General features: G+C 56.8%; 19 protein-coding genes and 1 pseudogene. 9 read left to right on the top strand and 11 right to left on the bottom strand.

Going from position 1 to position 21653, the window contains the following annotated elements; all coding sequences use genetic code 11:
• The first annotated feature begins 413 nt into the window (after positions 1-413).
• From QMX83_RS06035 to QMX83_RS06025, 3 genes are all read left to right on the top strand, one after another.
• The gene (locus QMX83_RS06035; RefSeq protein ID WP_282295751.1) at positions 414-1553 is read left to right on the top strand and encodes a hypothetical protein; all 1140 of its coding nucleotides are present in this window, start codon (positions 414-416) and stop codon (positions 1551-1553) included.
• A gap of 214 nt (positions 1554-1767) precedes the next feature.
• Positions 1768-3657, top strand: coding sequence for a hypothetical protein (locus QMX83_RS06030; protein ID WP_282295750.1), 1890 nt, complete (start codon positions 1768-1770; stop codon positions 3655-3657).
• A gap of 11 nt (positions 3658-3668) precedes the next feature.
• Positions 3669-5360 (top strand): hypothetical protein, encoded by a 1692-nt coding sequence (locus QMX83_RS06025; protein ID WP_282295749.1) that lies wholly within the window; start codon positions 3669-3671, stop codon positions 5358-5360.
• 79 nt (positions 5361-5439) lie between these two features.
• Here QMX83_RS06025 and QMX83_RS06020 read toward each other — a convergent pair whose 3' ends face one another.
• The 3 genes from QMX83_RS06020 to QMX83_RS06010 form a co-directional block, all read right to left on the bottom strand.
• Entirely contained in the window at positions 5440-6774 is a 1335-nt protein-coding gene (locus tag QMX83_RS06020) for a hypothetical protein (RefSeq protein ID WP_282295748.1), read from the bottom strand.
• Between the two features lies 1 nt (position 6775).
• The gene (locus QMX83_RS06015; protein WP_282295747.1) at positions 6776-7309 is read right to left on the bottom strand and encodes an ImmA/IrrE family metallo-endopeptidase; all 534 of its coding nucleotides are present in this window, start codon (positions 7307-7309) and stop codon (positions 6776-6778) included.
• A 612-nt stretch (positions 7310-7921) separates the two neighbouring features.
• On the bottom strand, positions 7922-8626 hold the full coding sequence (locus tag QMX83_RS06010; RefSeq protein WP_282295746.1) for a hypothetical protein: 705 nt from the start codon (positions 8624-8626) through the stop codon (positions 7922-7924).
• A 236-nt stretch (positions 8627-8862) separates the two neighbouring features.
• On the opposite strand from QMX83_RS06010, the gene QMX83_RS06005 reads away from it, so the two are divergent.
• A complete protein-coding gene (locus QMX83_RS06005; protein ID WP_282295745.1) occupies positions 8863-9210 on the top strand; it encodes a hypothetical protein in 348 nt (115 codons plus the stop codon).
• A 19-nt stretch (positions 9211-9229) separates the two neighbouring features.
• Here the strand turns inward: QMX83_RS06005 and QMX83_RS06000 are convergent, their stop codons facing one another.
• Complete coding sequence (locus QMX83_RS06000) at positions 9230-9511, bottom strand: hypothetical protein (protein WP_282295743.1); 282 nt, start codon at positions 9509-9511, stop codon at positions 9230-9232.
• A 321-nt stretch (positions 9512-9832) separates the two neighbouring features.
• Here QMX83_RS06000 and QMX83_RS05995 point away from each other — a divergent pair.
• The 5 genes and pseudogenes from QMX83_RS05995 to QMX83_RS05975 all read left to right on the top strand — a co-directional run.
• Positions 9833-10048, top strand: a pseudogene (locus tag QMX83_RS05995) (transposase); the annotation flags it as partial.
• Positions 10049-10439: 391 nt separating this feature from the next.
• A complete protein-coding gene (locus QMX83_RS05990) occupies positions 10440-11288 on the top strand; it encodes a hypothetical protein (protein WP_282295742.1) in 849 nt (282 codons plus the stop codon).
• Between the two features lie 371 nt (positions 11289-11659).
• A complete protein-coding gene (locus tag QMX83_RS05985) occupies positions 11660-11890 on the top strand; it encodes a helix-turn-helix domain-containing protein (RefSeq protein WP_282295741.1) in 231 nt (76 codons plus the stop codon).
• Between the two features lie 64 nt (positions 11891-11954).
• Entirely contained in the window at positions 11955-13169 is a 1215-nt protein-coding gene (locus QMX83_RS05980) for a DNA cytosine methyltransferase (RefSeq protein ID WP_282295740.1), read from the top strand.
• Entirely contained in the window at positions 13166-13816 is a 651-nt protein-coding gene (locus tag QMX83_RS05975; protein ID WP_282295739.1) for an Eco29kI family restriction endonuclease, read from the top strand. The genes QMX83_RS05980 and QMX83_RS05975 overlap by 4 nt, the downstream gene beginning before the upstream one ends.
• A gap of 562 nt (positions 13817-14378) precedes the next feature.
• Here QMX83_RS05975 and QMX83_RS05970 read toward each other — a convergent pair.
• The 7 genes from QMX83_RS05970 to QMX83_RS05940 form a co-directional block, all read right to left on the bottom strand.
• Entirely contained in the window at positions 14379-15911 is a 1533-nt protein-coding gene (locus tag QMX83_RS05970) for an FAD-dependent oxidoreductase (protein WP_282295738.1), read from the bottom strand.
• Positions 15911-16336 carry a hypothetical protein gene (locus QMX83_RS05965; protein WP_282295737.1) on the bottom strand — a complete coding sequence of 142 codons (426 nt, stop codon included), beginning with the start codon at positions 16334-16336 and terminating at the stop codon, positions 15911-15913. Before QMX83_RS05965 ends, QMX83_RS05970 begins: the two co-directional genes overlap by 1 nt.
• A 348-nt stretch (positions 16337-16684) precedes the next feature.
• Positions 16685-17335, bottom strand: a complete 651-nt coding sequence (locus QMX83_RS05960; protein WP_282295736.1) for a hypothetical protein — start codon at positions 17333-17335, stop codon at positions 16685-16687.
• A gap of 5 nt (positions 17336-17340) precedes the next feature.
• Entirely contained in the window at positions 17341-19005 is a 1665-nt protein-coding gene (locus QMX83_RS05955) for an adenylosuccinate synthetase (RefSeq protein WP_282295735.1), read from the bottom strand.
• Between the two features lies 1 nt (position 19006).
• Positions 19007-19546 carry a hypothetical protein gene (locus QMX83_RS05950; RefSeq protein ID WP_282295734.1) on the bottom strand — a complete coding sequence of 180 codons (540 nt, stop codon included), beginning with the start codon at positions 19544-19546 and terminating at the stop codon, positions 19007-19009.
• A gap of 372 nt (positions 19547-19918) precedes the next feature.
• Entirely contained in the window at positions 19919-20245 is a 327-nt protein-coding gene (locus QMX83_RS05945) for a MazG nucleotide pyrophosphohydrolase domain-containing protein (protein WP_282295733.1), read from the bottom strand.
• Positions 20246-20686: 441 nt separating this feature from the next.
• Positions 20687-21613 (bottom strand): hypothetical protein, encoded by a 927-nt coding sequence (locus tag QMX83_RS05940; RefSeq protein ID WP_282295731.1) that lies wholly within the window; start codon positions 21611-21613, stop codon positions 20687-20689.
• Positions 21614-21653: the final 40 nt, after the last annotated feature.

The raw sequence follows: 21653 nt of genomic DNA, 5'->3' as shown, positions 1-21653 counted from the left end.
GCCAATGAAATTGCCCCCCCCCCCCCCCCTGAGATCGAACCCAGGGTTTGCATAGAGCGAGGAAGCAAACGTGAACGAATGGACTTCGGGTCAGTTAGCCACTGCGGTTGACGCGTATCGGGCCCTTCAATATGCGGCGGTGCAAGGGCAGAAGCTCAGCAAGGCAGAGCTTCTTGTAAGTGCCTGCGCGAACTGGGGAACTCGTGCAAAGCCCCACGGCCGGGCGCATGCTGAGCGACCGGTGCACCAAGCCCACCCCGGTTAGGATCGCCCACCATAGCGGACGTATTGAACTGGCCGAACGGTTGTGATGACGCTAAACCTACCAGCCTTAAAGTTGCCGGATTTCCGGCCGATAGTAGCTGCATCTGGTGCCTCCAAAGTGCCATAAACCAGAACGCCAAGGTATCTCCATGGAAGGACGTGAGCTCGTTGCCCTCAGCGCAGCCTTAATCGCTGCCCTACTCGCCATTGCAAAGCTAATCGCGGATAAAGAGACCAGAATCTCTGATTTCCGCAAGGACTGGATCAACAGCTTTCGCGCCGCGTTGTCGGAAATGCTGGGTGAGGCGTATGCCATCTCCGGCCGGATCAAGATCCGGATCAGACATGCAGAGCTTGCAAAGCGGCATGCCAGTTCGTCCAAGATCCAGGCACCCGCAGCGTCACCTTTAGCAGCCACGGCAGACGAGCAAGAGGATGCCGTTCAAGAGCGGCCAACCGCTGACAATAGCGCCAATGCCCCATTTTTGGCCGCAGTCGTAGAAGGTGAAGCTCAACTTGTTCATCCAGTTCTTGGGGCTCCCGAGTTGGATCCCATGTTGCTCACTGCAGAGGAAGTGGCGGAGCTGGAATCAAGTCTCACATCACATTGGAATACGTTGCGTAAAGCGCATCGAACTGTCCTGCTACATCTGAACTTCAGCGAGACAGCTTGGGCCACATTCCCATGCGAGCAGAGCGTCACTCCCGCAGAGAAAGCCGAACACACTTGGGATCTGCTTCTGCGTTCAAGCAAGCTGACCAAGGGGTTAGCGGTCACCAGCGGCTACGATCCAGATCAGAACGGGCAGCCATCGGAAGCTGCAGCACTGCTTGTGGCACAACTTGATGAGTTGGTCAGGCAGCTCCTGGGCAGGTACTACGAAGTCGGAGCCGAGGCGCGCTACGACATGATCAGGCGCTCCATCGACAATTCCACACTGCTTGGCAATCTGGTCCTAAAGCCGGAATGGAATCGCATCAAGCGCGGAGAGGATCGATACACCCTTTTGTTGCGCGTTTTGGGTGTCGTGGTTCTGGTTGGAGGATTGGCATTAGCAATGTTCGCTTTCGCGCCCCGAAAGCCAGTATCTGGCGCCCCCTCCGAACAGGTGTTGTCCGATGTCCCCATCAACGGCCCCGCAGCGCACGTGACCTGCTCCCCCCGGCCCCCCCCGGGAAAGGAGTGGGTGCGCATCCCCTACGTACCAGGTCTCCACCACCAAGCTTGCCAGCCGAAGAGCTTGCCTCAATCGGCACCTCAGGGTTCGCCTTCCAAGTACGAGCGGTGATGCCCCAGGAGGTCGCGGGTAGACTACTGCCAGGGTAATCGGGACCTGCCATGGCAACAATGACTCTCGGTCCGTGACCAGTTCATCTTACGATTGGTCATAGGCACCAGGGCATCCTGGGTTCGGTCTGCACTCAATGAGTGCGGACTGATGGTTGCGGTCGTAAGGCGTCTGGGGCCAACACACTTGGCTCTACTCATTGGAGTATGCAGCGATGACAGAATTTTCGAGTGATCGAGAGCTCAAACTTGATCATCTGGCCTGGCTGCTGCTGACAAAGCCGCAGACGACAGACTTTGAATCGCTCGGTCTGGTCCAGGATGATCTCGCGGGCCATGTCCTAATCAGTGAGAGTGCACTAACTCTCGTTGATCCCACGAGCGCTCGGGAACAGGCGATCCGACACCTCCAAGCAACTGCAATTCGGCCTTTCGCAGCAACGCCCGATCAGCTGTTTGCCGAGCTACACCACGCTTATATAGGCGCCGGACAAGCTCGCAGCGAGAACCTTCCGGGCCATGCATTTGCCCGAATGCATCACGCTGGTGAAATCAATGCCATAGCACTTGCAATCAATGCATGCGCGAACGATTGTGATCCACGCAGGGTCTCGCGCGTCATCGGTGACGCGCTACCACTGCTGGGGGATGTTACTGTTGACGAACTAGTTCAAGCGACTGATCTTCTTGCTGATCAAGGACTCTCCTTCGGGTCGCTGGCGAAATGGCTGGAAGCGAACCCGCAGCTCGTCGAATCGGTAGTCGAAGAGTGCTTGGGCAGGCCTACGCAGAGATTGGCGACACTACTGAGGGTCGCGTTGATCCAAGGTGCGGCCACGGAGCGCTCGAAATGGCTCGATCGGGTCCACGCATTGGTGGGTGATAATGATCCACTGGTGTCCCGTGCTGCGATTGAGGCGCTTGGACACCTTCATTGGGACAAGGCTCCCGGCAGCGAAGTTGACGCTGCGGCTTCGGTCATCCGCCAGAAATTGCACTCCTCCCGAGGGGAAGCGGAGCATAGGACGGCCGTGATGGCAGGTCTTAATCTCGCCACTTCTGCTTCCGGCTATCACGGGCTGATTGATGAGATCGCCCGATTGGATGCGCCCTACATTACTCAGTATGTCGGCGACCACCTCGCTTTCTCCGCTCATCAACTCAGCACTGAGCCTTGGTACTTGCAGAAGATTGCCTTGCTTGCAGGCAAGCAAGGGCAACAGTCGGGTAGCTTCAGCGGATCCGATCACATCCTGGCCCAGCGCTACTCCATCGATAAGCAAGCTTGCCTGTCTTGGTTGGATAAATGGACTCAAGCAAATAGTTCAAGAGAAGCATCCATCTCAAAAGAATTGCCCGAGCTGTTTGCTTCATTGATCGATGACAGGGAGCAGCTCGGCGCATCGTTGGCCCGCTGGCTGACCGAGCCTAACCTGGGGGTTCAGGCGATAGGTCGTGGCGTTCTCAATGAGCTCGGACTTATGGAGGTTATGGACCTTACGTATCCTCCAGCCGCCTTGAATGACCTGAGCCTCCCTGCGCTCGCGCACCTGATCAAGCGGACAGAAGCCCACGCGTGGCGTGAAGAGCAACGTCTGTCGTTGATCTGGTCTCTGACCAGAATGGCTGATGCTCAGGAGCAAAGCTTCGCGATCGTGAAGGACGCGATGGTCGAGGCTGGATATGACTATCCCGACGCAACCGATAAGTTCCTAGACGCGATTCGTCGCGATGAGCGCCAATCCCCCCTTGGCGACCTTGCAGAAGAGATTATGCGCGGTCTCAGCGCGTACTATGACGCGTTGGACCCTCTAAAATCTACTGAAGAGCTGTTGCCGAGGTCTGAGGAGCAAAATCTGTTTGCGAAGGAACGCGCCCGAAGAAGCGAACAAGAATCCGAGGAGGCCAGTAAGAACTCAATCCTGCGGCATATTGCGACAACCGTGCCCGTGAAGGCCGGCCGCTCGACTTTCTTTGTGCGAGATGGGCAGGTTGGCCCTATCAACGACATGGTGTCCATCAGTCACTCAATTGCGATCCCTCGCAGTGGAATCATCGACAAGGTAGGAGATGATCTTCTGCGTCGATTAATCATGACTTCCTAAGCTCGTATACGATGAAGCTGATCATTAAGGAGTACCTCAGCCAGCTCCGTGAGTCCGGTGATCTAGACCGCTTGCTGCCTGACCTGCTGTCCAGGATGAAGATCATTCCGATCAGCCGCCCCCAGATTGGAGTGCGGCAGAATGGCGTCGATATCGCGGCGGTCGGAAAGGACGATCAGGGGATGAAGCGACTGTATCTCTTCGTTCTGAAGGTAGGTGACTTGGGACGAAAGGACTGGAATGGAGGCGTCAACGGCGTTCGCGAGACCCTTGGGCAGATTGAAGACGTCTATTTGCCGACCTCCGTCAGACCACAACATAGGTCGCTGCCGGTGACGGTGGTGATTTGTTCAACCGGGGATTTAAGGCAAGATGTTGTCCAGGACTTCACGGGCTATGGAAACGGCAAGGCATCGCACTACAGCCTGGTGTATTGGTCCGGAGACGACCTTGCAGGGTGGATTGAAGAACATTTGCTGGATGAATACGCCATTGAACCGTCAGCCAGAGCCGACCTGCGACGCGCTTTGGCTCTGATCGGCTCCCGAGATTACGACCTTCGCCATGCCCATAAGGTACTGAGATCGCTACTGCTCGATGGCGAGCATGGATCTCGCGCAAGCACAGCCGCAGGCCAAAAGAGGTTCATCCGGCAACTGAAGACTACGAATCTCGTCTTGGAGATTGCATTCCGCTGGGCGGCCGAAGGCGGCAACCTGCTCAATGCGTTCCGGCTAGGAGAACGCTGCTGCCTTTGGGCATGGGAGGCGATCCGCCTGCGCGGATTGACGGGATATGGGCCTGCGAAAAGAGTGTTTCAGGATCTGTATCAATCTCACCTTCGCATCTGCGACGCTTACATCGAAAAAATGCGGACGTATTTCGCGGTCAGAGATGGAGTGTCAATCTTCTCGGGGGAGAACGCTCTGGTTACGAACACGATCTATGAGCAGATCGGCATCCTCGCTGAGATCGGAATTCTCCACTTGGAAAGGTCCACCCGTCCTGGACTGAGCGCTCAAGGGAGGGAGGATGCTCTGGCGCGAGCGCAATCTGTGTCTACGTTACTGGTGCAACTCATCTTTAACAATCCATCGTCCTTCTCGCCCCGATACGACGGAAATGCGATCGAGATATCATTGGCTTTGATTCTTCTACACAATACCCAAGCGCATCAGTCCGCCTCCCGTTGGCTGGAGCATCTCGCAGGAAGACTGAGATTTACCTTCGCAGTGTCTCACTGCTTTCCCATCGCCACGGATTCCATGGAGGATCTGGTGGCAATGGAGGTCCTTGATCTAAGCGAAGAGCAGATTCAAAGACTCAGGCATCTGAGCACATTGATTCCAACAATCATGTACTGGTGTGCCAAGTTCGGGCTGAAGGATCTGTACCAGAGGCTTCAGGCCCAACAGGATGTTGGATTCAAGGGCGTCTTCTTCCAGCTTTGGTATGCCGACTCAAAGACTGAGTCGCTGCTTTATCGCGAGCCTGCTCAGCACGACAGTGGGGCTATGGAGATTTCCATACATCTTCCCACTCAGATGAGTGAGCTTAATGAGCTTGAACGCTTGAAGCGGCAGTCTGGGAACATTGCGACTGTCGACTCATTCTCTGCGGTCAGTGCTGGCGCGCCCGCGCTAGTTCTCATGGCATGCAGACACTTCCGCACCCCCGTACCGCCCCAAGTATGGTTTACATAGAGTGCCTGGAGCGATTCAGTTACCAGCGCGAACCGGGGCACTCCTTTCGGTTTTCTTGGCGTTGGGGCTGTGTTGTAGCCTACGGGCTGGTGGGCGGCGGCACCGAAGAACGGCCGATAACGGGCGCAAAAAGCGAATTTACGTCAGCGGTGTTGCTGGGAATGCCATCATCAGAGACGAGCGTGGATTCACTAGTCACCTTCACGCTCGCGTCTCGTTTTGCAAAACGGACCTCCAGCTTGTCGATGGCGTCAGAGATCTCCTGCTCATACTTTTCGTAGAGTGCTGGCTTGTGCACCAGGAACTCGAGCTGGGTACAGAATCTGTTCGGGAAGTCACTGATCAGTGCAGAAGTGAATTCGTGGACCTGGCTCGCGGTCGGCTTGGGCCTCGCACTTAGGGTATCTTCAGTGGAATGAATGAGCTTCTCTGGCTCGACGTCCAGCCAAATCAACGGATATGGGATTCCGTCGAGGACACCCTTGAGGCTGTGGCGACCGTCGTAGTGAAACGCAAAGTTGGTAACCAATACCTTCGGAAGTCGCTGTGGCTGTCCTTTGACCCGAATGCACTCCAAGCTGAGCATATGGGCCAGCTCAACTGAAAGCATGAGCTTACGTGCAGAAGAGGCCGTACTAACCCGGAAGCCGGTATCGATGGACTGGCCAATGAAATCGCGGCTCACCTCTGGGGAATTATTCTTGAAGTCGGCGAAGAGACGGTCATTCTCCCACTCCGAGTCTTCCTCTTCCTCGGTAGCCGCCTGCCCTCGCGCCTGCTCAGGAGTGGCGCCAAGCTCTGCAGTTGGTTGCTCGCCAATTCGCTCAGCACCCTCATCGCCACCTGCGGTTTGCCCGTTGGCAGGCACCCTGTTATCCGTGGCCATTGCAGGTTCATCAGACGGTAGCTCGGGACCGTCGGATTTCATTGCCGACATGCGTTTGTCACTGTCCCACGCACGGAGCAGGATTTCCCGGTTCCGGATTGGAAAGTCCGCAAGCCAAGCAGCAGACTTCAGGCCAAGCGAGTCGGATTTCTTAAGCAGTCCACGGAGGTCGTCCAGTACGCGAAGCCAGACCCCCATGCAGATCATCGCCTCATGGGGGCTAGCAATGTCCTTGGTGAACAACACTTCATCACCGATGGTCTTCCACAGCTGAGGAACCTCTTTGCCAATCGGAAGTTCACACTTGGCATCTTCGAATTCCTTGATTGCCTGTTTCCAGCGCATTTCAAAAAACTGTTCGGCCAACGTGTAGAAAGAGCGAACGATGCTAAACCACTGCTGATTGAACTCTTGACCAGTGCGCTGCTTGAACGCAGTAGATCCCACAATGTCTGCGCTCATGAACAACTTGAGTTTCGGCTCAAGTGATTCGCGCAACTTGGTATTGAGAGCAGAGGCTTCCGACATCTCAGATGAGGTTAAGAGACTTGGCCCTTACGCTAGCGGCGCTGGGAGACACCTTAAAGTGCTCAGCGACTTTCAACAAATCACCGCCCTTTTGGATGTACTCGGCTTTGAAGGTATCGCTTGGCATCAAGAATGCTGCCGCGAACCAATTGGCCTCGTACTCGGTCTGATCGCTGCCATAGCGCTGAGCGCTCAAGTACCTAATTTTCCTGCCATCAGGAAGATCGCGGTTGGGCATTAAGTAGTGGAGCACATAGTGCCCCAGCTCGTGGGCGATCGTGAAGCGGTCGCGCAGCGGACTCGTGTTCAACGGTATGTTGATCACGAATTTGCTTGGTTCGATGCGGATGGAGCCAGAGTCAGACTCGTCATCAGTGAGGTCACCATAGACAATCTCACCCCCGAGCTTCTCGACGATAGGCTCAATCGGATCGCCTGGGCAAAAGCCCAGTTCTCTAGCCGCGCTCGCAGCCAGTGCCGAAACGTCAACGCGGTTCCAGCCCAGCGGATTCGGCGTTTCCCATTGGATCGTCATGATCATCCCCATCAGTAAAGAAATTGTATCACTCAGCATTGGTGGGAAGTAAAACCCCCCTGTGTCGCAGAGCCTGCGACCGGGTAGATCATCCGCTGGAGTGACCGCCCGTCAAGGGCGGGGACGGTGGCGTTTGGTGAGGTTCAGATCCGGCACCGGCTCCTCCTCCAATTTGCCCCCCGCCCCCAGAAGCCCGTGTGAAAGGCTTTTGCTGTCACTGAACGGCACCGTCAGGCCCCAGAAGGCGACGACATCAGTCCCGTAATTCTGAACGAGATGGCCCAGATGCAGCGACCGCTTCCGGGCCAATTGTGACAACCAAGAACATAAGCAAGCCGGTGATCGGCCGTGGCTAACTGCGCAGATTGAGACTCATCCTCAACTCTCGCCCACGGGTGGGGCGGACGTGAAAAGGGCCGTGTGTAGGCAACCTACCGGGCACCGCGTAGAGCACCGGACTGCCTCCCTGATGTGTAGCCCGTACCCACGTCAGTGGCTGGGACGTAAGGCGACTCCCAAAGCTGATCCTCAACGGCGGCCAACTTAGGCTTGGATGCACTCGCTAAGTGTATTTGGGTGGGAATGATGGGTTCAGCCAACCCCGCTTGTGTATCACCGCTCGCGTTCTTCATCGTCACGACCGCCGAGCGTCGGTCCCCGCCAGAGACTGCGACCTCGCTGCTGATCATGAGATCGAACAAGCGCTTGTCGATGTTCAAGCAGTTGCTCCAGCGACGAGCTCGTCCGAATCTTGAGGCCATCACCGCTTTTGGCCACGGCCAGCCAAGTTGCCTCCCTACCGCCTCCGCCTTTTTTTCGGTACGAAGCCAGCTTCCGGAGGTACGCCTCAAGTGCATCGGGAGGCAGACCGATTCTCTTGTTCGCCTCGGGAGTGGTGTCGCCGACCAGCTGGACAAGGCCCTTGATCAGACGTTCGCACCCGAGCTCAGTCTTGGAAGCTCGCAGTCCCAGTGCGGAGGCATAACTCATAGCGAACAGGTCGATCCCATCTTCGCTGGGCCGGCTGAAGCATAGGAAATGGGCTTTATGAGAAGCAGCTACCAACAGTGTGTCAGTCTGGAATGCCAGAAGTGCTTCGCTACTCCATTTGCCCTTTTCAGAGTCGACAGTTCCTTCCTCTCGCTTGAACTCCAGTGCAACGCACCAGTCCGCGCCGACCACGAGATCACCGAATGTCCCATCCAATGGAGTTTGCTGGAAGAGATTGGCCGGCATGAATGTTCCAGTCCTGCCGCATTCAATGCCCAAGGCGAAGATGAAAGCACCCAGAATCTGGTTCTCGTACGGAGTACCCATGCTGTCGCACATCCTTGTTCATGAGTGAGTTCACCATCTTAGTAATCCCGGCTTTCTCTGGATGTAGGGTAGTTCCCTACGCGCCGAGCAACCCGCCCAGGCCCGCCAGGCCATGAGTGCTTCCAGTAGAAGTAGATGGGAAACCCGGGTAGACAATAGCCGGAGCGACGCGATCTCATCCTGTGCGACGCAAGATACTGACAATCATCCAAGCATCTACGACAACGGAGGGGATCATGGAACGAGGAAACTGGGTGGCGATGCGCACATACGGCCCAGCAGCGGGTCTGCTTCTGCTGGCCGCGCTGGTTTTATCGATGCTTTCATCCTGGCCACAGAACACCCTTCTCGCCGGCCTGCAGTCGGTGGTCGGCTGGGTTCCGGTCTGTCTGGTGGCGGCAAGCTTGGGCCTGATGGGGATGGCCACTTACAGGTTGATCCAGTGGGAGCGCGGCGCTGGCCATGACTGTCCAAACTGCGGCGGACCGCTGGGCCAGGAACGTGCCGGACGTGCACGAATGGGCGGTGCCTATCGGCGTTGCTATGCCTGTGGCTCCAATGTGAACCATCGACACTACGAGTAACTGGCGTTGACCGCGCCGCTCAGGCGCTATCCAAATTCACCCATTTGAGCGCGGTGGCTTCGGTCACGAGGATGGCGTATTCCAGTCCAGTACCTCTCGCGGCAACCTTGACGCGCTCGAGAAGCTGGTCGATGGTGACGCTGCCGGAAAAGTAGTACTCAGCGTCCGGTAGCTGTCTTACCTTGCCGTCAGTCGACGTGACCGTTCTGCCGAATCCCTGAGTATCCATCAGGTCATGCAGCCGCTCATAGTCGTCACCATCGGCACGCTTTAGGACAACTCGCGTCACGTACTTGGTCATGCATGTACTCCTTGGGTTGGCAGGCAATGAAGCGCTGACGTAGTGGGGCGGGGTGTAGCTGGACTTGTGATCAAGTGGTTGCGCATCCAAGGCCCACTGCTGTGCCACGAACGCTTCCCCGAACATGGGCACGGGGAAAGCAGTCGGTACCGGACACAATCGGCCTCCATCAGCCTTGACCTTAGGCCAATGAGATAAAGGCGCTCGACGCTGATCCTGCTAGATGGGTTGCTCTCCATGGCGCAGTCATCTGAAAGTTCCAGACAATGCCCATCCCAGACGCCAAGGCCAGGGCTAGTGCCCCCGGTGCGGCCCGTGCGCATGGGTCAGTGGTCACTCCCCCCCCTTAACCTGTCCTTTGTGGGCCTCCATAGTGCAGTTGAGCAGGCAAGACAGCCCGGCGTCAGCTGTGTTCACGTGGCACAGGAGCTGGAAATTCGCGACACGCTCCTGACTCACTGGAAGCGGAACGCGCGGAGCCCGAGCGCTTTCGCCTTTGGAAGCACAGGGACACCTCGGGATGAGGAGATGGCCCGCCACTCAAAGATCGCGATGACCTCAGAACTGGACAACTATCCGAAGTGGGATCTCGACGCCATGGAGCGGCGTCAGGAAGGATTGGGCGGGATTGCCGAAGAGATCTGGCAAATCTGAAATTTAGCCCTCCCCTCGGATCACTTGCAACTGGCGTTGTGGCCCTGCGTGATCTCAATTCTCAGGGGCCTGCGCCACGAGATCCCGCACGCCCTCTATTCTTCCATCCTTTCGCTCGTCGGATTTTCCGTTGGGATAGCGGCAAACGACCAGACAATTATCTCGCCATCGCGGGGACAAACCACCAACTATCTGCCTTATCGGCCGGATTCTCCAAATCTTGACAGCACGCACCGAGTTAGCAAAGCATTACTTAAACGACAGGAGTGCTTTGATGCAGGAAGCCGTTGATCGACGCAATGAACAGGTGTATTCCGCATTTGAGCTATCGCGCTACTCAGATGAAGAGCGCCGCTCTATCCTGTTGCATTTGAAGTGCAAGGGATGCGAGTCCAGTGCTCATTTTCGAAGAGAAAGCGAGCCAAGCGGAAATCGCAAGCCAACCATCCCTCACTTCTACTGCCGGCCGCACGCACCCAACTGTGACATTGCTAGCCGCAATGGCGACCCATGGGAAACCAATGAGGGTGACGAGACAGTGCGTCAGTGGCAGGAGGCGAAACAGACACTGATCGTTCGAATTCAGGTTCCAAGAGGGGAGGAATCTCAGTCTACAACCACCACTGAAGAGGCTTCTGGAGACACAGGGACGAACGGAGGTGGCGGAGGAAGACAGAAGGGTCAGGCGGGACCTCTGTCCCGCGGACCACAACGACTGTTAGAGCAGCTACTCCACTGGCCGAGCTTCAAGACAAGCGCACTCCCGATGCGGATGCCCGACAACACGACCGTACCAGTGCATGATGGGTTCGTGGGATTTGAACATGCCAACGTCGAGCTCCACACGGGTCGCTGGCTTGGCTTCTGGGGTCTCGTACAACCATTGAAGTACTGGGCGTACGGAGAGAGCTATTACTCCAATTTTGGGACCGACAACTCTAGCTTCCGTATTTCCATCCACAAGTCAAAGGTTCAGGCCATCCTGGACCGCTATCGCCTTGACAGCGTGCATGACCTCGTGGGCAACTACGTGCTTCTTTTCGACTTGGCGCGGGAATCTAACTCAGGCCGGTTTACAGCCGATATCAACTCCGTCCACTACATGGGCTTTCTACGGGCTTGATGTTGGGCTGTAACAGCCAGCTCCCCGCGCAAAGTCTCTTGCCATTGTGGCTCGGCTATCCTAGTGCGAGCCTTGGCTCAGTGCGCGCGGATCCAGCTCCTGTGCCGCGCCGCAGCCAAAGATGGTCCGCTCCGCCCCGGTCTCCCTCAGCTAATTCACGGCGTCGTCGAGGATTGTCAGCGGGATGAACTCATTGCTCCAGGGGACGCAATCGAGCACGAAGCCCATTGCCCTGTTCGTGCCCTCTTCAGCGATCTGCACAAGTCTCAGCTTGCGAGACCGACTGCGACCAGAATTGGCGCAAACGCCGCTTGCCTGACTTGACGTATAGATCAATAATTGCCCCCAGACACCTGGGACCCGGTCCACTCGTGAGCACCCTTCAACAGCTTGGAAGCGAGATCGCTGAACGCCGCAAGCGTTTAGGCCTGAAACAGACTGACGTCGCCCGGAAAAGTGGCGTCACCCCTGAGTCCCTGTCGCGCTTCGAACGAGGCCGGCTCCCCGAATTTGGTAGCCGGAAACTTATTGCGGTTCTGGCTGCGGTGGGCATGGAGATTGCCTTGGTCGAGGCCGAGTCCCACCTTCCCAGTGATGCTTGAAGCAGCAGCCGGCTTCGCCCGGGCGCGCCTTGCGTCGATCAACGTTTTATTGGAGTAGTCAAGAATGAAATCCGTAGAGCTGTTCGCAGGTGCCGGCGGGCTGGCCATGGGGTGCGAGATCGCCGGTTTTGAACACCTTGCCGTAGTCGAATGGGACAAATGGGCTTGCGACACTGTTCGGGAGAACCAGAAGCGCGACTACCCGCTGGTTCGGGGGTGGACGCTTCACGAGGGCGACGTTCGCTCCTTTGACTGGTCTTCAGTTCCCCAGGACATCGAGCTCCTAGCTGGCGGACCGCCGTGCCAGCCCTTCTCCATTGGAGGAAAGCACAAAGCCCACGAGGACAACCGGGACATGTTCCCTGCCACCGTGGAGATCATTCGGCGACTTCGCCCCAAAGCCTTCATCGTGGAGAACGTGAAGGGCCTTACCCGCGCCAAGTTCGCAAACTACTTCCACTACATCCAACTGCAGCTGGAGTTCCCGGATGTGCCGCCACGCCAGGACGAGGATTGGTCCGATCACCTCGCCCGCCTGCAGGTTGAGAGAACCTCTGGCAAACGCAAGGGCAAGGGCTTGACCTACAACGTAATCCCCACCCTGGTGAATGCTGCCAACTACGGCGTTCCTCAGAAGCGCGAGCGAGTCTTCCTTATCGGCTTCCGGGACGACCTGGGCGTGGAGTGGTCCTTCCCAGCTGCAACGCACAGCTATGATGCGCTACTGCATGACCAGTGGGTGACGGGGGTTTACTGGAAGCGGCATGGCATCCGCAAACCCAAGATGCCTGCCAAGTTGGCATCCAAGGTGGCCAAGCTCCAGCAGTTCCGCACAATGTTGCCGACCCAGCCTTGGAGAACCGTGCGAGATGCGTTGCAAGGTCTTCCGGATCCGGAGAGCAGAGAGGCCAAGAAATACGCCAACCATTTGTTCCAGGCCGGTGCACGCTCTTACCCTGGCCACACCGGCAGCCCACTGGACCTGCCGGCGAAGACCTTGAAGGCGGGCGGACATGGAGTGCCCGGTGGCGAGAACATGCTGGTAAAGGACGATGGATCGGTCCGTTACTTCACGATCCGCGAGAGTGCTCGGATCCAGACCTTCCCAGACGGATTCCAGTTCCACGGAAGCTGGTCCGAAACCATGCGCCAGCTTGGGAACGCAGTACCGGTGCTACTGGGCCAAGTAGTGGCAGCCAGCGTCGCAGAAGAGCTTGCGATTGCAGGACTAAGCAAGATCGCCAAGAATGACGTATCGGACAAGAAGAAGCGCGCATGACGGCCAAAGTTATTCCCTTCAACCCATTGGACAAGAAGAACCTCGGCGCGAGCGTTGCGGAAGCACTGTTGACGATGGATGTGCATCCCCTGGCGGAGCTTCATCAGTTCGACGGAGCGGGCATCTATGCCATTTACTACACCGGCGATTTCGAAGCATATGAGCAGGTGACTAGGTTCAATGCCAATGGAAGGTTCTCGCTGCCTATTTACGTTGGGAAGGCAGTTCCGGCCGGCGCGCGTATTGGTGCGGGCACGGATGTCCCCGCTGGCAAAGTGCTCTACAAGCGACTGAAGGAGCACGCCGAAAGCATACGGGCGGCAACGAACCTCAGTATCGACGACTTCCATTGTCGATTCCTGGTGGTGGATGACATCTGGATCCCACTGGGCGAGTCATTGATTATTTCGCGCTTCACCCCCGTCTGGAACTCACTAATTGATGGCTTTGGCAACCACAATCCTGGAAAAGGACGGCATGCAGGCATGCGCTCCAGGTGGGATGTTCTACACCCAGGCCGCCAATGGGTCGATAGGCTGGCTGAGCGTCCTGAAGCTCAGAATCGTATTGCGGAGGATGCAGCGACCTACCTTCGAGTCTTGCCAGCATGCCTTTCCACTCAGTTCATCGACGGCGAGAAGGAATAGAAGCGGCTCGCCTGCAGCTAGGCACTTGAGATCATCCTGGACAAGACCTCGGTGGTGCCGGCGAGTCAACAGTTCGACCCGCCCCCGGCCGAGATCGAAATCTGGCTGGAGAATGGCAAGCGCGGCATGGAGAATAGCCGCAAGCCAGGCCAAAGGACTTTCGCGAGCAGTACGGACAATTGATCAAGGATCTGCAAGGAGCGTACGGCGAGGCGAAGCTAGAGATGGTCTCACCATCTTTATCTGAGGGTGACCTTCGGTAGGTCCGCGCGCCATTGTGCGTCCGCATACATCTCTTCACGGCGTCGGCTCCCTAACTGCAAGTGTTACAGCTGGGACTACATCGATACGCCCATGCTGCCGAACATGCGACGCCAATTGTAGAATGGTGGTCAAGCATGATGCCATGCTGCGCTGGCACAGGTCAGGCACCGATTCGCCGCCCTCGATCTGCTCGAGTCAGGCGAAGATCTGGCTGTCGGCAAATCGCTATTGCTTCATGGGATTTGATGGGTTTAGCGTACGAGAAAATCCCACTTTTGACGCTGCTGGCCTGTGAGGGCTACCAGGGCATCGGATCTGCAACGAAGGGATAGGGCACCTGCCCCAAGCTGGTCCGCTCAGCGATCTCGGCATTGCTGAGACCCAGCATCTGATGTCCGGGCATACCTTTGGGATCCGGACCGAAGCGAACGGCAACACGGTCCAGCCAAAGATCCTTCAGCGTAGCACCGGTTTCGTCAAGCACGTGCACTTCGAACTGGGCCGGCCTGTGGCCGCTGCCATGATTCCGACCGAGCATAGCCCGCACGCCGCTTGACCTGACATAGCGAACCTTTCCAGGGAAAGGACCGTATACATCTTGGCAGGCCTCAATGAGGTGCAGTACGAAGCGATTTAGCATGTACGCCTTCGTGAAGCGGACTTCCCGAAAGATGTGGTAAACCTCGCCAGTCCCCGACTGCAGTACTTGCTGTACTGCATCTCGTACGCCGGGGTTCCGAGCCAGTCCTTGAGCAACAGAAGCGCAGCGCCTATCGGTTCTGTCGTCGACCAATCCACGATGGTACTGCGCTTTGGAATCTTGATTCACTTGTGTCCAAGTTGCGGACAGTCGCCCCTCTTGCTCAATTCCCAGCAACTCCAGCTCTGCCTCTCCCAATGCTTGATCCACATGTGGATCCATTCGGATGTCTCTCAGTGTTTCGAGTGGGTGACGATGACCGGTGAGCGCACGCAATACATCCTGCAATGCGCCATCGCCAGCTCCAAATATGCCGACGCGATCGCTTGCCGGCGCGGATAGCCAGCCATCGTTCTGCCAAAATGGAGTGCCTGCAACCAGAGGTTCCGATGCACTCGGATGTGGGAGGGGATCAAGGGCGATCCGTTCAGCGCCGAGCCCGCCGCCAAGGATCACGGCGTTCACATCAATACTCGGAGCGACAGCATTTGCCTCAGGCCAATCGCGACATCGCGGAAGTGTTAGCGTTCGTTGACGGTCCGCTGCGAATTCTCCCACGAACGAATGTACGGCGGATCTGAACGAGGCTTCGGTGGAAATCGTGGGATTGACGTATATGTTAAGGACCCCTGCAGGTTTGGGTGAACTGGTCAGATAGTTCTTGAGAACGTCTCGTGCGTGTCCTGCAAGGATATCGGCCTGGATGGGATCGGGACCAGGTGCGAACTGCGTCCAAATCTCGCTCAGGATCGAGTCATCAATCCAGCTCGGCGTTGCCAATGGAGGGTAGGTCTGATCGTGCGCCCGGTGGCTCGGCCACTCATAGAGGAATGGACCGACCCAGCGATCAGATACCCCCGTTTGCAGCTGGAAGGGCCGTGGATTCACGTCTACAACCGATACTCGTATTCCAGCTTTGGCGCAGGCCAGCGCCGCTGAGATTCCGGCGAAGCCTGCACCGACCACGAGCACGGACTTAGGCGGTTGCGGTAGGCCGACCAGATCGCGCGCCAGCAACCGCGCGCGCACAATCTGGTCTCTAATGCTGGCGTGGGACATATCGCTGGAGAGGTCGAACACGTTCGGAGCACACTTCAGGGCTAGTAGCGCGAGACTGTTGATTGTTGCCATCAGTAGCTCTCCAGTGCGCGCGAGATTGCGGCCTCGAAGTCTTCCTTCGGCACGGAGAAAAGAACTGGGTGCGCGAGTACCTCGGCCATGCCTGAGCCACCATCTCCTGGCCCTTGAGCATCAGGTCCTAGCGGCCGCCCGGGTGGACCGTTGCCTGCTGGAGCGTAATAGCGCGGTTCCTCGCCACCGTCGGCTAACACGATTCCGAGTTGCCCATAGTCTGCGAGAATATCGGCGGCCAGGGCGTTAATTTCGTTCCACGTCCGTGTACGGTACCTGACTTCACCGGCATCAACGCCCATTGCTTCGAACGCACTCGTCAGCAGCTCCTCCAGGCGCAGGGGCTCTCCGGATGATTCGCGCAGGATACCAAGTAGGTGCAGCGCGAGCGATGCGGAGAGATAAGGTGGAGTTCGAAATGCCATGGAGATTGTTATTGTCCTGGTGGTACCCAGTGGTGCGTCATCTGTCGAGCTTACACCCTATAGTCCGACTTGGACTATTGAGAGAAGCACATCGTCATCAGCTGACTAACTTCGCCTGCACGCGGTCACTTCGTTGAATGACTAGGTACTGCAGATATGGCCGGGGTCGGATTGCTGCCGCACTGTGCCGTTTAATTAGACATTTTAAATTGAAAACTTTAAATTACTTGGTGAACTTTTTCGCATGCAAAATTCCGCACTCAAACTTCTTTTCTAGATAGATGCGAGCAGATCGAGGTGCCAGGCTCCCGGCTTGACTCTCGTTATGATGCGCTCGGAAGAAATGGATCAGCGCTTCCACACTACGCCTAAATGGGTGTCGCCCTGGACGCGACTCACATCAACCACGTGATTCGCGATGTCGGGCACTGAGTAGTCGACGACCAGCTCAACCACCTCTTTCACGGGTGTGCCAACGCGATTCACCGGGTAGTCAGGGATGCGCTTGAAGATGGTCTCATCACGGTAATGAGGAATGGGCAGGGTATTGCCCGAGTTCATGTGACAGAGCCAGGTGCGCGCAAAGTGTGCACTTAGCAAACTCGCCGTGTCTACTCGCAAAACGTCGTGCAGGGAGTCTCCATAGGACCGAAGCAATCTACCCAGTCGCTCAGGACTCACCCAGAAGAAGACTTTGTTATTGATGAGCCGATACCACTGTTCGGTGGTAAGCCCGACTGGCAGTGCTTGCGCTAGTCGGTTTGGCGGCATAGGGCGCTGGTCCCTCAAGACGATGTCGTCGGCCGCACCCGGGCTTAAATGGGACATTTCCGGACGGTAAGCGCTCTCAAAGGCAGTGCGCTGTGTACCGGCTATACCAAGCGCATCCAAGGAGGCGGTAGTGGACAGGAGGCCGCGCTGCTGGATGCTGGGCCAGGTGCCGAGTTCAGCCATATGGTAAACATACGGATAACGCTGAAGGAGTTTTTCCAGTTGCACGAAAGTCACCTAATGGGAGAGCGGGCCGTCCAATTGCGACGGTCTATGATAGAACGGAGATCCTTGAAATCGCCGTCCTTCTGAGGGAATCGCGTGTTGATCAATGACACGGGTGCCTGTGCCACGCGCTCCAGTTCTTCAATGAACTTGATCGTGTCGGAGGACAGCTGCTCAAATCGCCTTGCCTTCTGGTTGCTTGCACTCAGGTAGTCCACAAACGTCAGCACGATGTCCGTGGGCGCGTTGAGGTCGCAGGCGCGTCGGAACTGACTCCACTCAAACCAACCTACACGCCGCTTTCGGTTGGTTGTTGACGTCTTCTCGGCCGCTTCGACATCGTCTGGATTGAGACCCGCGTTTTCGGCAATGATGCGGAACGAGGTTTCAACCTTCAGGTGCCCGGAGATGTTACCCTTGTCCCCATCGGGATCAGCAACCCGGATGGGCGTGGTGCGAACCACCATCAGGATCTTGCGTACCCGGCTAGGGGAGATGCCGGCTTCGGCAAGGCATCCGGCTACGTTGGTGTCGCGGGACGTCACGTAGGGATACTCGCCGTGATATAGACTCAGCGCGCTGCCTTGCGTGCCTTCTAGTAGTACAGAGTGACCATGGCGGTAGGCGAGCTCCAAGTGCTCCACCGTCGAACCCAAATAGGGCTTCAACTCAACAATGTCCTTGGCCAGTTTCGGTTGATCAGGCTTCCCTCGGTTACGGATGCGCCTGGCCTTGGCCTCGCCGCTGCCGCTTCCGGTGGAAGCGATGGTGCCTTTTACGCCTCCCTCTTCATTGGCGATGTCTTGGGCGTCGATGATGGTGGCTTGGGGGTCGATGAACAGCCTTCCCTGCCCGATTTCCGATTTCTCGATCTCGGCCAGTAGCCCTTTGACGTTGAGCGTTATGCCAGGCCCCAGAAGGATCTTGGCTTTGGAGAACCGCGTTCCTGAGGGCAACTGGTGGTGGACGATCTTGCCTTCTGCGTTAGCCACGGTATGGCCTGCATTGGGGCCACCGACGCGGATCAGCACGTCATACTCGTTAGCCAAGTAAGCCACGATGTTTCCCTTTCCCTCACTGCCGTATTGCCCTCCTACCAACACATCCACGCAGCGCAGTTCGGGCGGGGTGAGCAAGTGGAGCTGAGCAGCGACACGCACCAGCGTGTCTTCGCTGTCGGTGCGGTCGGTGAAGATGCGAACGTCGGCGTCCGCCTTCAGGCTTTCCACAGACTCGGGTGTTAGATGGTCAATCTCTGAGTATGTGGGGGCCTCAGCCGAGTCTTCTGCTTCGGCGTAGCGATTCAGTAGTGTATCTTGGGTGGCATAGAGGTGGACGTGAACCAGGTTGGTGCTGAAGCACTCCCGAAATTGTCGAACCTGTTCGGCACTACTGACGTGGTCGACCACGATGCCAGGCTCATGATCCTGAAGCAGTTCGAACTGTGGCTTCACTTCCTCCACAATCCACTTGGAGTTGCTTTGTTCATCCTGGCTACGCGCTTCCTCTATGAGCGCAGAGCGGTTGTCCTTGCCGGCGTGCTCTAGACGCGCATTGAGGATGTCGCGGGAAGAAACCACCCGAAATCCGTATCTCTGGCGCAGTTTCTCGGCAAGACCTGTCTTCCCCGTGCAGGTCTTTCCGCTGATTATGACAACATGGTGCTTCTTCATATCAGCCTCCCGCCTGAGCGATTTGCTTCGCTATCTCATGTGCCGTCTGCAAAGTGGTGTCGAAGACTCGATCAGCAATGTGAATAAGGGAACGTGCGCTCACTTCGTTGGGGTGAGATGACGCGATGCCGTACGTCGTGTCAGACAAGCCGCTACGAAGTCGCAGAACGTTATCGGGGGCCGACAGGTGGACGTGCATGACGGCAAAGCCAAACTTCTCTCGAAAGTGCTCGACTTGCCGCTTCTTTCGCACTGCATCGAAAAGCCAGTTAAACGCTTCTGGGGCGGTGGCGACGGCAGAAGTCGCAACCGGGTCTACCACCCAGCGGAAGTCCGTCTTCCGATCCAGCTCGTCACCTGCTTCTTGCAGACGCAAGCGAGCTTTAGCGACGTCCAACTGCTCCACACCGGGGCACAGCGAGCGAAGATGGTCGCTGGAGCTGATTTTGAGATAACCAAACTGCTGAACAAGCTCGACGGTGACCGTGGACTTCCCAACCTTGAAAGGACCACTGAGCAAAACGATCCGAAGAATCCCCATGACTGCCAGGCACCTCCTGCGCCGTTGAACAGGTCAATAGCGTTACTTGCGCTTTTGCTTTCCACCCAAATAATGCACACGAGACGCGGATACTTTCAATACGCCGCCCACAAACAGATGTAACCGGGGCACTTCCAGACACCTCCGGGCTATGGAGTGAAAACCGGAGGGGGGGGGGCATTAACGAAATGGTAACACTCATGTGCTGTAGTGCCACGGCGACATGGCCGCGAACTGGCGTAGCGACTGGCGCAGGCAGGTGGACTCTCTTGCGTGCGGTGAATGTGAGCGCAAGGGCGTGGATTTTCCACTTGGTTGGGGAGCCGGAGTGGTCGCTGTTACTGCTTATCAGCGTTGATTCGAGATTGGGTTTTAAGAGGATGGACCAACGGTCCACATGCGTGTTTCATTAACCGCTTCTTTGGAGACGAAGGCTTCGCCCAGATCGATGTGGTAGCGGTTAGCGATGGCCAGTACGTAGTTAAGGATGTCGGCTAGTTCGCTGCCAACATCTCCGACCTGGGAAAGGGGATCAATTGCCAAGCCGGATGCTTTGCGCACCGCCTTGAACAATTCACCCATTTCCTCGCCTAGGAGCAGGCATTTGTCTGCGGCGCTCTGGGTGAGGAATCCGCGGGTAAGTTCGGCTTGTGCGACGTGAGCCTGCAGTTGGCTCAGGGAGGACGTCCTGGTGATCATGCACTCACTCCTGGAAATGGGAATGGATACTGGTTCTGCGGGTCGAGGTTCCGATGTTAGCCCAACCCACTTGCTGTTTGAGACAGACCACGTTGATGCGGCCTATCCACTGGGATGCGGTTGGCATTCCTGTTCACCGCCCCCTTTGCCGGTGGCACCATCCACTTAGTTGATCGCTTAGACCCCGCTCGGGGTCACCCAACTTTGATCCGCCAGGGTGCCTCATTTGCAGCGCAGCGATTGGTGGAGAATCGTCGGACGGAGGGGGCGCGCAAGGCCAGATTGCCCCAATATATGGCATGCGCAATCGGCGGTGTTGTTGGCTTTGTCGCCGTTTCCCAGACCCCTGGAAAACAGAGTGTTGAATCGAATCGTCGCCTACTAACGTGACCTTGCATCCTTTGACGGAGCGATACTTGGAGCTTGCCTTGGGGTAAAAATCTATTCTGCCTTGCGAATAACCCAGTCGGTCAGTCCAGCGTCTAGAGCCATTCGTGCTAGCTTCGATGCGTCGATCAATGTGATCGACTCGTCATCTGCGGTGATTAAGCCGGTATGAAACACGTAGAACATCCGGCTGAAGACCCCGTCCTTGCCTTTTTGAGCGTAACTATTGAATTCTGCTTGAGTCGTTCTGGCCTTGACCTGGACAAACGCGCGCTCTCCAGTGGACGGAAGCTCCAAATCTAGATCAAGTAACTTCCTGGTTCCGCCTGTAGCGTCGATACGGCGCCAGCCGCTAGTGCCGAAAACAAGCTCTACGAGGACCTCGAAATCCTTCGGCCCGAGTCGCTGGATGAGCGGGATGACCGCTTCGATAAGCTCCGCTCGGCCAAGCTCAGCCCTTTGCACCTCCCTGCTCAGCTCCGCGTTTATGCGGCGGACAACGTGCTCAGCCGCCTTCACCGAGCACGAGGTGCCTCGGTAGGCCGCCAGATTGGTAATACTCCCGGGGAGGTTGGACTTAAGTAGTGGCTTGCCATTTCTATCGACGCAGCGCCAGCCACCCCTGATTCTGCGCACCGAGCTAGTATCTTCTTCAACTGGCTCCGGGCTACCTGCTTCGAGGAAGCCCCAATAAAAGCGCTCTCCGACGAATGTCACCCAGAGGTCTTCGACTCCAGCCTCGAAATAGAGCCGGGTCTCGTTTGTGAAGCGCGTCGCTGTCCCCTGTGACTTCGTAGCTCGCCAAGATGCTGCCAATTTTTCCCAATTACCCTCTTCCGCCCATCGAGCAGTATCTGGGCTGCCGCTGTCTGTTCCGAAGCGAAGAGCCCCTTGCTCGATGCAGACTTGCTCCCACTCCCCACCAACTCCGAGCTTTATGTAGCGAACGCTTCGGGGGGAAATCTTTGAGAATGATTCCATGGCAGTTCCGCAGTTTGATTTGTATAGATGGTCGTACTGC

The organism is Stenotrophomonas sp. PS02289 (genome assembly GCF_029960115.1).
Classification (GTDB): Bacteria; Pseudomonadota; Gammaproteobacteria; order Xanthomonadales; family Xanthomonadaceae; genus Stenotrophomonas.
The sequence above is the reverse complement of the archived record's forward strand: the minus strand, read 5'-3'. Positions and strand labels throughout refer to the sequence as shown.